Origin of the sequence: Flavobacterium notoginsengisoli, assembly GCF_042686225.1 — a bacterium.
GTDB lineage: Bacteria > Bacteroidota > Bacteroidia > Flavobacteriales > Flavobacteriaceae > Flavobacterium > Flavobacterium notoginsengisoli.
This window is the reverse complement of the sequence record NZ_JBHUOT010000001.1, coordinates 230,815-244,016: the sequence shown is the minus strand read 5'-3', so window position 1 is coordinate 244,016 and position 13,202 is coordinate 230,815. Positions and strand designations below refer to the sequence as shown.

Below are 13,202 nucleotides of genomic sequence, written 5' to 3'. Positions count from 1 at the left end.
ACCTCTCATGAAATCATATCGCATATTGCGATATGCGATATAATATATTAATAATTTGTTTTTCAATTAAATATAAATTAATATTGCATATCGCAATATGCAATATTAAAACAAATGAGACAAATTAAATATATTTTAAAACCTCAAGACGTATTAATTCTACTTAAAATAGTAGCGTTAAATGAAAAATCATGGTTCCATCATACATTGGCTGAAGATCTTTACATGAGCCAGTCTGAAATAAGTCAATCTTTGACAAGATCAAATTATGCTGGTTTATTAGATGTCACTAAAAAAAAAGTAAATAGAATTGCATTAAAAGAATTCCTAATACATGGAATTTCATATGTGTTTCCTCAACGTCCAGGGCCGATTGTAAGAGGTATGCTAACTGCTCACTCTGCAGAACCTCTCAGCGCGTTTATCAATTCTAATGAAAAATATGTTTGGCCATCCGCAAAGGGCAAAGACAAAGGCCAAGCTATTGAACCACTTTACACCACTGTAGTTGAGGCATCATTAAAAGATAAAAAATTATATAATTTACTTACCCTAGTTGATGCGATAAGAGTAGGGAAAACAAGAGAAAAAGAAATCGCTAAAAAAGAACTTGAAAAACTAATACTCAATGTATAACAAAGAAATAAATATGGCAACTGTCATTGAAGTTGCAAACGGACTTCAAGAATTACGAGAAAGAATGGTTTTTATCGGGGGAGCAGTGATTAGCCTGTATACCGATGACCCAGCAGCAGATGAAATAAGGCCAACCCAAGACATTGATCTTACAATAAATTTGGGCAACAAGTATATAAATCTTGTTGAAGCAGAGGAAAGATTACGTGAATTGGAATTTTTCCCTGATCCGGAAGGACATTCAATCTGTAGTTATAAATACAAAAATATCCCTGTTGATATTATGCCTGCAAGTGACAGTCCTGTTGGCCCTTCTAATTCATGGTATATTCCAGGTTTTAAATACCTTCAGCAATATGAAATTTCTGACGGAATATTTATAAATATATTGCCTGTATCATATTTTCTTGCTACAAAATTTGAAGCATTTAATCAACGTGGGGGCGGCCAAGATTATCATGGAAGTCATGACTATGAAGACATAATATACGTACTTGATAATCGAATCCACATTGTTGACGAGATTTTGCAATCCGACGAGTTAGTCAAAAACTTCTTAATAAACGAATTAACAAAGCTCTCCAAGCATCCACAATCTGACGAAATATTGTCAATGCATATAAGCGCTTATATAAGAGAAGAACGATTTTCTATGTTAAAAGATAAAATAAATATAATAATAAAATAAATACATTAAGTACAATTTTATTTCTTTTAGTAGTAATTAACTAACGTTGCCAATTGCGTCCGCAGTGCGGACGCAATTAAACTAGACAGAATATAAACATTTAATATCTCTTCTTAATCAAGAAAAAAGAGAGTTTTATATTGCCGAAAGCATTAAAAACAATTGGAAATCGCGCCAGCCGGAACACCAGATAAACATCAGTTTAAATGAACATCTTTTAATAAGCAGTGATAAAGAAAGTGTATTGGCAATAGTGATCTAGGTCATAAAGACAACCCAGATCACCATCGAGTATATCCCTTTTTTTTCTATTTTAGATTGCGTCTAGTTATTTATTGCGAAAAATTTCATAGATAATCGGAATTTTTCCGATTATAGTATAAAAAATCAACAATAATTGACTTAAAACATTCCAAACAATCTTTAATATAGCCCCCCATAATCTTCATATCATTAGGATTATTAGGAAAACATTTAGCAGAAAAAGCACTTGACACAGTATTTGAAACTTCCGAGAAGAGGTTTTCAAAAATGCGATAAACTGGATAAAAATCTTTTAAAAAAAGATGGTCAAACCAGAGAGGTATTAATTGAACTTCAGAAAAAACCAGAAAGTCAGGTAAGATTAAATGCCTGTCAAAGTTCTTATACCGTCGATTTTGATGATTTAAACCTCCAAATCCCAACCGTAAATAATTCTATATGCAGCAATTCCATGGTTTTTAATATTAATCTCCGAATAACAATTTTCATGATTAATCTTCAGGTTTGCAAATATTTACAATTGTGTCCACACTGCGGACACAATTGAACTGGAAACAATATAAGCTTTTGCTATTAATTGATAATGAAAAAGAAAAAAAATAGATTTCTACAATACTAAAAGCGTTAAAACAATTGGACATCGTGCCAATTGGAACCGCATATGAAAAAGGAACTGATCATAAGAGAAAATGAAGATAAGAAATAGTAAAAACAATAATTCTTAAAGAAAACAATTACTATAAATAGTCCTAAAAGATCATATAGTTTTTAACTTCTAAAAAATAAAAACAAATAATAATGTTCATTATTATGAACATAAACGTTATTCTTGTTCATAATAATGAACATTTAACAAAATGAACAGAAAAAACAAACCATTTTTCCTAAGCATCAGATAACATTAGAGCAAATGGGGAAAACATAAAGCAAGTCCTTACTGGGATTTACTGGTATTGGTTTCAAAATTCCTTCGTCTTATAATACTGTGTCGTATTCTCTTAATAAGTATTTGCAATTGAAGATGGAACAATTGTGTTTATTTCATCCTAAAATAAAACAGCATTTTTCAACCAATCTTCATTACTGATGTCAATTGTCCGGTAGAATAATGCTTTAGTAAACCCATATTTTAATTTTTATCTATTTTCAATTTATTGTTTTTCTTTTTGGTCATTGTATAGTAGGTAACTTTTCCTTGCTAAAAGATATTTGAGATTAAATTAAGCCTTGTCTTGAGATTTACTTAAACTTCTCAAATACAAGACAATTCTGAAATAAAGCCAATAACATCAATCTTTTATAGCAAGTTTCATAAGATGTTTCTATTGCTTTTTAATTTAACAATATAGAGCGATAAAAAAATCACCCAAATGACATCAACAATATTCCAGATTGTTCTGCCAAGCGATATTTTAAGAAATGGATTAATTAATAATGTTGAGGAAATCCAAATTACAAGCCAAGCTTTACTTTGTAATTTTTCCTTTTCGTTAATCGCTAAAATGACAAAACCAATCATTCCAACAAAGCGAACTAGTTGAAAATAACCGTAAGGCATTTTTAGCAAGCATCCTAAAAATAAAACACAAAGAATTACGCAGATTGTAGAAAGGATGTTATACTTCATTTGGATTTCTAAAAATAAAGACAATATTTACTTGAACTATAAAGAAAGTGAGTATTAACCACAAACAAATCATCCAAAAATCCCATGTTAAAAGTTTCCAGAAATCAATCTCTAATAATATAATATTTATAATTACTATAATTGATGAAATCACTACCATTATTTTGTTGTATGGAAAAACAATGTTAATCACGGTGCTTATAATGGCGGCAAGATAATTTACTATATTTAGGAAGATGGTGATGACGATGCTTCCACCAAAAAAAAGAAGTAAAAGTTTCCAAAACCAATGTAAATCATAAAACCAAAAAAATAATGGACCGACTACTTTTTCAATCATTTTATACATTATCCAATTTAAAATTCCTAAAATAAATATTAAAATAATTGTATAGAGAATTGTCAAAAAAATTGATTTAATGGTTTTCATAAAATTTGATATTCGTTAGTTTTTTATTATATTGCTGACGTCATGAGAAATAGGTTATATTGTCTTGGCGCTACAAGAGGTTGAAAATACAATTTTTAGTTTTTTGCATTAGACACAAATATTCAAAAATGGTAAATTAGCTTTTTAATAACTACAAGGACCAAGTACAAATACCTGTTTTTTTTCTTTTTTCTGAATTTGTAGAATCTAATTCTTTATAGTAATAATAACTATTCTTATTTATAGACTTCAATCTCTTCATCATTAAACCAGCCAAAATCTAATAAACTATTTTTTAATACCTCTGGATTATCAGTATATGCTACGATAGCTAAACTTTCTTTGGCTCTACTACATGCAACATAAAAAAGTCTTGATGTACGATCTATTCCTGTTTCCTTACCTTCTACAATATTTTTATTATCTCCCGGAGTTAGTGATTTTATTCGAAATAACTTATCGTAACTAAACATAAATCCTTTCGCTTCTGCATCATCGATGACAACCATTACTCTATCATATTCTAAACCTTTAACACCTTGGTGTGTCCCAAATCCTGAGTTCTCAGATATGTAATCATTGTATTTTATTATCTCATCAAAATCAGCATTTAAAGCAATACTCCAAGCAAGCATTAACTCATCATCATCTTCTGTTTCCGTTTCGTCAGCTTGAGTAGAAGTGCTCGAAGAGCGTTCTAATGCAAGCTTCAGATCAGCAGGTAAATCGAATAATTTTGATTCATAGACATTTTTTAATATTTCCAACAGTTTAGGTGATCGATCTTCAGCCCAAAGGCTTAGTAATTTCTCTACATTAGTTTTAGCTGTTTTTAATATTCCTATTTTATCACTTTCTTTTTTGATATTCTCTTTATCTAAAATTGATGATTGCTTTTTAATAATATTCGCTATTTCAAAGCTATTGTTGCTTTTATAAGCTAATAATAAAGGCAAAATTGTTTTAACGAAAAAATTCACTGAAGCAGATTTGCCATCTAACAAACCTGTTTTCATTTTTTCAATAGTATATAATGGATTAAAAAAAGTTGAAAACCCCATTCTAACAGCTGCCATATGATGCTCAAGAGTTAGAGTCTTTACTGGAATTTCCTGTTTATTCTTTGGAATATTTTTATCTATCCATTTATCATCCTTAGTAATTAATGACATTTTCTGCTTGATTGATTCCTCTACTAATAGCTCATTGATCCCTCTTTGTACAATGAAAAATCTTACAACACCTCCTGAATTTTCAATTCTTGGAAATTGCTTCTGTTTATCAACATCCTCTCTTATTTTGTTTATTAATTCAATTATTCTAGATTTTGAGCGATGGTTCATCATTTTTACTGGTTTCAACCAATCAGGTGGCAAATCTTCTCCTAATTTCTCTTTCCCATCACTGTAAATACGCTGCATTGTATCTCCAAACAATCCTAAAGAGAATTTTTCCATATTCACGGATTGTAAAGAAAAAAGAGCATCTATCAGATCTTTTTTTGTATCCTGACTTTCATCAATAAAAATAACCGGATATTTGTTCACTAAAATTTGCTTAAACAAATCTTTTGAAGCAATAAAGTGAGAAGCAATAGAAACAACTTCAGAGTGATTTAATGAATCTTTAGTTAGATTATCGCCATTGGGATTATAAACAAATTTAGAAATTTTGTTCAATGAGTCTAGTCTCTTGATTTTAGATTCCATTTTTTTTCTATTTCCAACAGATGTTTTATTATTACTATCTCTACTTTTTGACAACTGTACATTTAAATCAATTATAGATTCATTTAAATCTATCTCTAGCCATTTTTTTATATCTATAGTAAAGTTTTGAATTAATTCCCAGCAAAAGCTATGAATAGTACTAACATTAAAAATTGGATCGTAAGCTAACCGATGATTAATTTCATTTGCTGCTGCATTAGTGTAAGTTATTATTGCAATCTTTTTATTTTTTAACTTAAAATTTTTACCATTACTTTCTTTAAACTGGCTGAGTACATTTACAAGTGTACGTGTTTTACCAGATCCTGCTCCTGCAAAAAGAAAAAAACTTTTAGGATTTACGGGGTTGATACATTTGTAAATTTCAACATCAACATTTTCATCAATATTATTATTATATGTAGTCATCGTGATTAAGATTAAGTTATAGTGACATTTTGGTTTGATTTCAATTTTTCTTCGAGCCAAATTAATCCTTCTTCAATATATTTTGGAATATTTAATTTCTCTGGATTCTCAAAATATAAAACATCTAATGCAAATTCTGCTTTTTTGGCTCCTTCTGCATTAATTGCATCGTAAGCTTTTTTTGCGATATCTATAACCTCTGCTTCTTTAGCAGATTGCGCCATTTTTTTTAACAAACCAGATGATTTAGAAATTGATTTAAATCTTTCAATATTTTCGACTACCAATGCATCCTCAAAAGTATAGGGATAAATCTTTGTACCTTTTATATCTATTTCGCTTTGATATGCTACTCTAATAGGATTATCCTCTAAAACTTTATGTATAAATTCTAAATCTAACAATTCATCAATATTATTGAATTTAGGATTCCAACTTTTCAAAGTATCGTTATTGGTTACTTGATTAGATTCCTTTTTGGGTTGACACTTTTTAAATTTTTCTGTTGGTGGACTCTGTGAATCATCAACACATTTTTCCTGAGAATCAATATCCGTAATAATCAATGTAATTATTCCTAACTTTTCAATTAGCGGTTTTAATCGATGCGCATGACTTCCACCAATTTCTAAAATTGTAATGTAGCAGCTATCCAGTACTTCATGCTTATTTTTTATAAAATGTGGTATTAGCATTCTTTCTGCAGGTCCTTCAACCAATATTGTAGCATCAGCAAAAAATAAATCATTATGAGTAGTATTAAGATACCTAACAACAAACTTTTCAGTTTCTTTGCCTTCTCGTTTAGAACTATCAAAAACTGATTTTAAACTGAGGACTTCAGACGTAGGTATTAACTGTGTATTGTTCCTTTTAAAATATCTAAGACTTTCAAATTTTTGATGTGCTATATAACTGGAATGAGTACTTATAACCAACTGGGTAATAAAATCTTTATTTTCTCCCAAATCCGAATGTTTTCTTAAAACACTATAGGCTTTTTTAATAAATACTTGTTGAACTTGAGCGTGTAAATGAGCTTCAGGTTCTTCAATTAAAACTAAGTGAAGAGGTTCTATAATATCATCATCTTCACTTATAGCCTTCCCTTTACGCATCCATTCATCCCTATATCGCATTAATTTGAAAATTATTGATATCAAGTTTTGATACCCTAATCCATTATATTTTTCTGGCAAAGATAATCCACTTTCAATTTCATATCTAACAGCAGATTCGTGTTCTAATCCATCCGCAGCTTTAATGAGTGAGGATAAAGTTATTTGAGGATTACCAAAGCCCGGATAATTTAAATTTTGTAGCTCTTCTAAAGGATCTTTAAATCTAGTTTTTAAATTATCATCAAACACTAACTGAGCATCATTCAATTTCCCTAATGCATCTAAGTCATTTTCTGTTGGATCTATTAAAGGATTAAGGTGATTATCATAGTATGAACGCAATTGAGATGAGAGATTTTTAGAATTTGTTGATTCAGGATTTTCCGAATTGGGATCACTAAATCCTCTTTGAGCATTTATTGTATCAATTTTAATTAATCCATTAAGAGGATTTCCTTCTAAAGCAATATTGTATTGATCCAATTCTTGGTCTTCATTAAATTTTTCCGGATCCAAAATGTATGTCTTGATTTCAAATAAAGAATTTAATTTTCTATCACAAAATTGCCAAAAATCTTTTGGCCATAGATCAACTTTTTTACCTGAATCATTATTTAGCTTATTTACTTTCGTTTTACTAAGAAAATACTCTTCAATTAATACGTCTATATTTTTAGGTTGAAAAATCAATCTAATTCCTAACAAGCCACCTTTCCACTCAAGAGTTGGAATTAAATGACTTACATATCGCAACTCTGAATCTTCTACATTTATCCATAAATCCAATGAAGGTAAATATGTTTCCAGTTTTTTTATACTCTTATCCTCTTCAGATAAATTGGGATTTGTTATCCAAGTTTCAGCTATTTTATTTAATTCAATCCAATTAGATATCGTAAAATCTTGAGTTTTAAATTCCTTTCTTTTCAAAAAAGTTATTAAAGCATCCATAGCTGTAGTCTTTCCACTATTATTTGCGCCGACAAATATTGTTTCATTTTCAGAAAACTCAATTTTACAAGAAATTAGTTTTCTAAAATTCTTAATTTTTATAAAGTCAATTCTCATTATAATTTATATTTAATGGTTAGATTATTATTGTTAAACTTTTTAAACTACTAATTTGGAATTCAAACAAAATTTTGATAATAAACTCTCAAATAATTTTCTAATTTCTTAATGTGCATTTCTTAATTGTACAGCAAATTCCAATTATAAAAAAAGGATAAGGAACAAAAACAAATTCTATAATTATATTTTTTGAGTGAACTTACATCTTGGATAAGATTTACACCCAAAAAAACTTCCGTATTCTCCTTTTCGTACAGCGAGATTATTACCACATCTTGGACATTTCTTTTCTTGAATTGTTTTCTCGCGATGGATCATTCTTTGTTTAATGGAACTAACGTGTTTTCGTCGGCTGAATGAATCAATTAGATTAGCGGCATTAATTTTTTGAAAAACATTATCCTTATCAGTTTGAGAGAGATTTATTGTAGAGTAATTTTTAATCGTTCTTGTAAGATTATATACATTAATAACGTCGATTTTAGTATCTATTTTTATTTCTGCTTTTGTCGAAAAAACAATAATCGATTTGTATTCGAGATCAGGATATTCCTTTAAGCAGCTTTTCAAGGCTCTTATATGTCCCGAATTTTGGCGGATAGGATTGTAAAACTTTTTTTTGTATTTATATAATACCTGAGTCCAATACTCTGAATTTTCATATCCAATAATCCATCCTTTATAGTTCTTGGTTTCGATTACAAATATTCCAAAACTTGAAATTACCACATGATCTATTTGAGTGGTAAATTCTCCTGATTTTAAAAGGATATTGTTGATGATTTTATAATCTGACTTATCTAAGAGATTTAATATTAATGAAACTGTTTTCTCTCCTATTATTCCTTTAATTTTTACCTTATAAAGACTAAAAATAAAAATTAGTCCAAAAAGTACAATTAGTAGAACTATCTCCATAACTTTTTAGTTACTGATTTTTTCAGTGAATAGATTAAAACTATCTGAAAGTGACGGTTAGACTAAATCTTGTAGACATGTTTTACATTGACAAATCCATAATTACCAGATTCTATTACCTTAACCTGTAACCATTCACCATCAATAGCTATAAACTTTATCACAGCATACCTTTCCAGCACTTCAATTACTTCGTATTCAGTACCAGGTCCTTCTCGTAAATTAAGAATTTCTGAATCAACTGCAAGCATGTCTTCAGAACGATAATTATTAATCACTTTTTTATTTTCTGCTTCTTTTTTAGGCTTGCAATAAAAGTTCGAATTGGAAGAAGCATTTACAGTATTTTTTGAAGGAGTTTTAACTCTATTACCGCTGACATTGCGTGGCGCAGTATATCTAACAGGTGGTGAATATGACGCACATACTCCACAGCTCCCACCATTAGAGCAGTGTGCACATCTACTGCAGTTCGAACAGGCACTGCAATATGCACTACCAGTACATCGTCCATTTTCCTTAGGTTTAGAATCGCAACAGCTTGCCAGAAGCTTATTGTCCTGTGCTCTCACAGCTGAAATCAAAAAAAAGAACAAAACATTAAAATATATTAATTTTATCATAGCAGGTCATTTATGTTTAATGCCAAACTTAGCAAGATATTACTGAATAACTTTACGGTTTTCCATAACTGATCTTTTTAAAGCTAAAAAATGACTACTAAATAAAAATCTTTTGATAGTATAAAATAATATCCTTTCAAAAATATTGATTTGTAACAATCACCCACTAAGTATTTATACCTGTTTATGCAGTATTCACTTATTGGAATGAATACCTTTTTTACCGCTAAAGTTAAGGCTGTTTTAAAAATATATAGAAAAGGATTCTAGTTTGCAGTTGCCTTCAATTTTGCCACAAAATACTAAGGTACTTTTTACAGATGTTTCGCCTATCCATTTACCCCAACCGTTACCAATTATATAGTGAATTCACCAAGTTATCTTTAAGTTGCGGAGTCTGAAGCTCTTGTTTATTCTCTACTTTGCAATAGTTTTTTTCACAATTCAAATTATATATATACAATTGACTGTTGTTCAAATGAAGTCAGAAATTGATTAATTTCGACTTTGATTTAACCGCAAATAAGGAATAAAACACTACATAATTTTAGAATTAATGCAGATCAGGATTTTTGCTCTTGAATTTGATAATCTCATCATTTATTTTCGAATTCAATTCTTCATTTTCATCTTCTTTAAGAAGCTGTCTTACTTTATTTAAAACCAGCGCCCTATTTCTAGCTCCTTCGATTCCGTATTGATCCAATAATTTTTCCTCTTCCTCTGTAATGCGTATTTTTAGTTTCTCTGTATCAATTTGATATTCTTTTGTAACTCCTCCGAATTCATTTAAAAGAAATTTGAACGCTTGATCCGCCATGTTCAAAAATCCCTTTTTTAAGCTTTCTTCTACAGAAGCACTTAAATCTGGACTATATTTTAGCAATGGTTTATCAATACCATCAATAAATTTTGGTAAATCTTCAAAATTATTGCATTCAAAATTATGTGCAAACTGATTTCTAATGCTGATAATATGTAATAAATTGGCATAAGTCAATTTGTCAATTTTACCGCAATCCACAAGCAGATCAATTTTAGCACGCAAACTTATCGAAGAAGATTTATTATCTAGTGACTTCGTACTACCCAGTAACTCCAGCCCCATCATGTGCTTTATAAGTTTAGAAGTTAATGACTCAAAGAAAAGAGCTTTTTCAATTGCAATTTGTCTATTTTCAAATGTAGGCTGAAAGTTCATTTTTTTTCTTTTGATTAATTATAATTCCTTATGATCTAAATTGGAAAAAAGTTAAACAATTCTATTTCCCAAGGAATATGGTTCGAATTCAGTTAAGTTTTCATTACGCCGCATGCAAAATCGTTTTTCAAATAGGCCATTATCTACATCCGTTTCAGCAGCAGTCAGCTGTTATGCAATTACCAATCTTCATATAGAAAATCTGAAATTTCTTTCGCTGTTTCATGCTTTAACATTGACATATACTCTAAACTAATATTTGGCGAGATCTTTTCGATTTCTGCAATTCGTTTATTGTGTAAATTGAATTTCTCAACATTTTCAGCATTCTCAGTTACTGTAAGCTGAATTACTTCTTTTGTTATAGCATCTATTGCATTTAATCCTTTCTCATTAATTTGTACATTTTCTAATTTTAAAATTAGTGAAGCAGGAAAATCATTTACGTGCTTTATAATCTTATCACCTGTAATCGGAATAAAAACCCATAGTGATTTACCTAAATTATTTATAATTCCAGTTGCAAAAAGTTTGGCTCCGTAGATTAATATTTTTTGCGTTTTATACTCTAAAATAAATAAACCTTTAACTAAATGCTCACTCTGTTGAAGCAAATCTTTAAGCTTTTTTTCTTTATCTAATATAGCTGTAGATTCAAGAAAAATTGAATTTATTAGATTTAAGTTATGTTTGAATCCATTCATCAGAAAAATACCCATAAGAACACCAGCTTCGTGATGCGCAAAATGATTCCTTAACTCTTTTGCTCCTCTCCATTGTTCAAATAAATCATTCGAACATAATTCTTTTAATCGTGTAAGCTTTGAATGTAATGATTCAAAACCATCTCTTTTTAAACCAGAAATTTCGAGTTTTAAGGTAACACATGCTTCAAAAATTCGTGTCGATTTTGAAAATGCTTCATCTATTAATGGATAATTAAAATAGCTATAATACATAAGCCTCTCAACTACTTTTGTAATCATTAATTATCGTCTCAGGAACTAAAGAATGGAATTTTCCTTTTAGTAAATACTTTTCTCTAAAATCATCCTCAGATTTTATATCAAATACTTCCCAGATTTCATCAGGTTGTAAATAATTTATTTCTTTCATATAAGTTATTATTTTAAAGCCTCTTGAGAGAGCATTATAGCTAATATTTCATCGCCTTGCTCAATTCGCGACTTTCGTAATAGAGTCTTTTCAGCTAAACTAAAACATGCTATAAACGGTAATTCTACTAAATTCCCAAATTGCATAAGATGTGTGTTAGTTGCCGTTATCGTTTCGCTTTAGCCCTGTTTAAAAATTCAGGAATTGTTACGTTCATATAAAAATTGATGTATTGTTCAGCTGCATTATTTCCACTTTTAATGTACAATAATCTTTCATTTTTGTATTTTTTCAATTTATATTCCAATAAAAATTTAGGCATCATTTTTCTGAAGTCATCACCTAATTCCATATTAAATTTTTCTGAATTTTTATAAATCATCATTGGAGTTTCGATATCATCTTTTTCGGAATCTTTGAATATTCCGCGATGAGTATTTAAATTTCTGGCTTTAATAATGTGCTCAAAACTTTTATGATAATATTCTATAACTTTTATTGATAATGAGTCTTTAACTACTTCCGATTTCATTAAATTACCCCATGTACATTTCCTTTCGGAATATCCAAGTTCATATACTTCATTCGTAAATAATTTGAACAAATCTAAGAGTGTATTGGATTTGTGATAAAAAACTTCGGTATGATATTTAATATAATCTAAATGAGTAATTTCATTTTCCTCATAAAAATTTTTTAATGGAAAACGACGAAGAAAGACTTCTATTTTTTTAAAATCCCCTTTGATTTCATTTATTTTAGAATAAATGTCAAAAACTTTATTAGCATATTTACCTTCTGGACTAAATAACTGATGATTGTTTTTGGACAAGCTATACTCTGGATGAATACGAATCTCTTCCATTGTACGATGAACAATTTCAATAAAATCTTTAAATAATTCGCCGTTAAATTCGGTTATTTCCATTTAGTTTCTTTTATAGGGGTTAGTAATGTACTGGTATTACAGCGGGATCGGTACTAAACTAATTCCATTCTTCTGAATTGACAAATCTTTCTAAATACAAAATCAGCTTACTATTCTTCCCGCGTTCTTTTTTTAATAATTACGGGATCTAATTTAGTTATGATTACTAAACAATACCAAAGATACTTAAGCAGTACGCAGTTATTCTGCGTAGTTAAAAAATAATTATCTATTATAAGGATTTTAAACAAGAAAAAAATATTTTCCCTTTTTAATGAAAAACCTTTTTCACCAGCCTTCTCCTTCGTCTGCCAAAATCAAAATCAGCATATATAGCATAGTAAAGAATTTCTTTAAATTTTGGAAGAAATGGTTTGTAAATTGTTCAATCAATTAACCCATAAAATATATTTTAAATACGCAACACTCGTAAACTTTACT

13 protein-coding genes are annotated in these 13,202 nt (G+C 29.3%); 3 read left to right on the top strand and 10 right to left on the bottom strand.

Features of this window, described 5'->3' with window-relative positions; translation table 11 throughout:
• Nucleotides 1-114 precede the first annotated feature (114 nt).
• The 3 genes from ACFS3A_RS00845 (at nt 115) to ACFS3A_RS00835 (ending at nt 2,135) form a co-directional block, all read left to right on the top strand.
• The gene (locus tag ACFS3A_RS00845; protein ID WP_379823295.1) at nt 115-636 is read left to right on the top strand and encodes a hypothetical protein; all 522 of its coding nucleotides are present in this window, start codon (nt 115-117) and stop codon (nt 634-636) included.
• On the top strand, nt 629-1,324 hold the full coding sequence (locus tag ACFS3A_RS00840) for a nucleotidyl transferase AbiEii/AbiGii toxin family protein (RefSeq protein ID WP_379823293.1): 696 nt from the start codon (nt 629-631) through the stop codon (nt 1,322-1,324). Before ACFS3A_RS00845 ends, ACFS3A_RS00840 begins: the two co-directional genes overlap by 8 nt.
• A gap of 490 nt (nt 1,325-1,814) precedes the next feature.
• Complete coding sequence (locus ACFS3A_RS00835; protein WP_379823292.1) at nt 1,815-2,135, top strand: hypothetical protein; 321 nt, start codon at nt 1,815-1,817, stop codon at nt 2,133-2,135.
• A gap of 762 nt (nt 2,136-2,897) precedes the next feature.
• Here ACFS3A_RS00835 and ACFS3A_RS00830 read toward each other — a convergent pair.
• From ACFS3A_RS00830 to ACFS3A_RS00785, 10 genes are all read right to left on the bottom strand, one after another.
• On the bottom strand, nt 2,898-3,215 hold the full coding sequence (locus tag ACFS3A_RS00830) for a DUF6804 family protein (protein WP_379823290.1): 318 nt from the start codon (nt 3,213-3,215) through the stop codon (nt 2,898-2,900).
• On the bottom strand, nt 3,205-3,645 hold the full coding sequence (locus ACFS3A_RS00825) for a hypothetical protein (RefSeq protein WP_379823288.1): 441 nt from the start codon (nt 3,643-3,645) through the stop codon (nt 3,205-3,207). The genes ACFS3A_RS00830 and ACFS3A_RS00825 overlap by 11 nt, the downstream gene beginning before the upstream one ends.
• A gap of 236 nt (nt 3,646-3,881) precedes the next feature.
• The gene (locus ACFS3A_RS00820; protein WP_379823286.1) at nt 3,882-5,783 is read right to left on the bottom strand and encodes a UvrD-helicase domain-containing protein; all 1,902 of its coding nucleotides are present in this window, start codon (nt 5,781-5,783) and stop codon (nt 3,882-3,884) included.
• A gap of 11 nt (nt 5,784-5,794) precedes the next feature.
• The gene (locus ACFS3A_RS00815; protein ID WP_379823284.1) at nt 5,795-7,972 is read right to left on the bottom strand and encodes an ATP-dependent endonuclease; all 2,178 of its coding nucleotides are present in this window, start codon (nt 7,970-7,972) and stop codon (nt 5,795-5,797) included.
• A 183-nt stretch (nt 7,973-8,155) separates the two neighbouring features.
• A complete protein-coding gene (locus tag ACFS3A_RS00810) occupies nt 8,156-8,893 on the bottom strand; it encodes a nuclease-related domain-containing protein (RefSeq protein WP_379823282.1) in 738 nt (245 codons plus the stop codon).
• A 62-nt stretch (nt 8,894-8,955) separates the two neighbouring features.
• A complete protein-coding gene (locus ACFS3A_RS00805; protein ID WP_379823281.1) occupies nt 8,956-9,516 on the bottom strand; it encodes an SH3 domain-containing protein in 561 nt (186 codons plus the stop codon).
• A 553-nt stretch (nt 9,517-10,069) separates the two neighbouring features.
• Complete coding sequence (locus ACFS3A_RS00800) at nt 10,070-10,717, bottom strand: hypothetical protein (RefSeq protein ID WP_379823278.1); 648 nt, start codon at nt 10,715-10,717, stop codon at nt 10,070-10,072.
• Nucleotides 10,718-10,896: 179 nt separating this feature from the next.
• The gene (locus ACFS3A_RS00795) at nt 10,897-11,703 is read right to left on the bottom strand and encodes a hypothetical protein (protein WP_379823276.1); all 807 of its coding nucleotides are present in this window, start codon (nt 11,701-11,703) and stop codon (nt 10,897-10,899) included.
• Entirely contained in the window at nt 11,684-11,833 is a 150-nt protein-coding gene (locus ACFS3A_RS00790; protein WP_379823275.1) for a hypothetical protein, read from the bottom strand. Before ACFS3A_RS00790 ends, ACFS3A_RS00795 begins: the two co-directional genes overlap by 20 nt.
• 166 nt (nt 11,834-11,999) lie before the next feature.
• Entirely contained in the window at nt 12,000-12,761 is a 762-nt protein-coding gene (locus ACFS3A_RS00785) for a Cthe_2314 family HEPN domain-containing protein (protein ID WP_379823272.1), read from the bottom strand.
• Between the last annotated feature and the right edge of the window lie 441 nt (nt 12,762-13,202).

Excerpts from the sequence above, each read along its gene's own strand:
- ACFS3A_RS00845 (WP_379823295.1), top strand. The coding sequence starts at position 115 with ATGAGACAAATTAAATATATTTTAAAACCTCAAGACGTATTAATTCTA.
- ACFS3A_RS00840 (WP_379823293.1), top strand. The coding sequence starts at position 629 with ATGTATAACAAAGAAATAAATATGGCAACTGTCATTGAAGTTGCAAAC.
- ACFS3A_RS00830 (WP_379823290.1), bottom strand. The coding sequence starts at position 3,215 with ATGAAGTATAACATCCTTTCTACAATCTGCGTAATTCTTTGTGTTTTA.
- ACFS3A_RS00825 (WP_379823288.1), bottom strand. The coding sequence starts at position 3,645 with ATGAAAACCATTAAATCAATTTTTTTGACAATTCTCTATACAATTATT.
- ACFS3A_RS00820 (WP_379823286.1), bottom strand. The coding sequence starts at position 5,783 with ATGACTACATATAATAATAATATTGATGAAAATGTTGATGTTGAAATT.
- ACFS3A_RS00815 (WP_379823284.1), bottom strand. The coding sequence starts at position 7,972 with ATGAGAATTGACTTTATAAAAATTAAGAATTTTAGAAAACTAATTTCT.
- ACFS3A_RS00810 (WP_379823282.1), bottom strand. The coding sequence starts at position 8,893 with ATGGAGATAGTTCTACTAATTGTACTTTTTGGACTAATTTTTATTTTT.
- ACFS3A_RS00805 (WP_379823281.1), bottom strand. The coding sequence starts at position 9,516 with ATGATAAAATTAATATATTTTAATGTTTTGTTCTTTTTTTTGATTTCA.
- ACFS3A_RS00800 (WP_379823278.1), bottom strand. The coding sequence starts at position 10,717 with ATGAACTTTCAGCCTACATTTGAAAATAGACAAATTGCAATTGAAAAA.
- ACFS3A_RS00795 (WP_379823276.1), bottom strand. The coding sequence starts at position 11,703 with ATGATTACAAAAGTAGTTGAGAGGCTTATGTATTATAGCTATTTTAAT.
- ACFS3A_RS00790 (WP_379823275.1), bottom strand. The coding sequence starts at position 11,833 with ATGAAAGAAATAAATTATTTACAACCTGATGAAATCTGGGAAGTATTT.
- ACFS3A_RS00785 (WP_379823272.1), bottom strand. The coding sequence starts at position 12,761 with ATGGAAATAACCGAATTTAACGGCGAATTATTTAAAGATTTTATTGAA.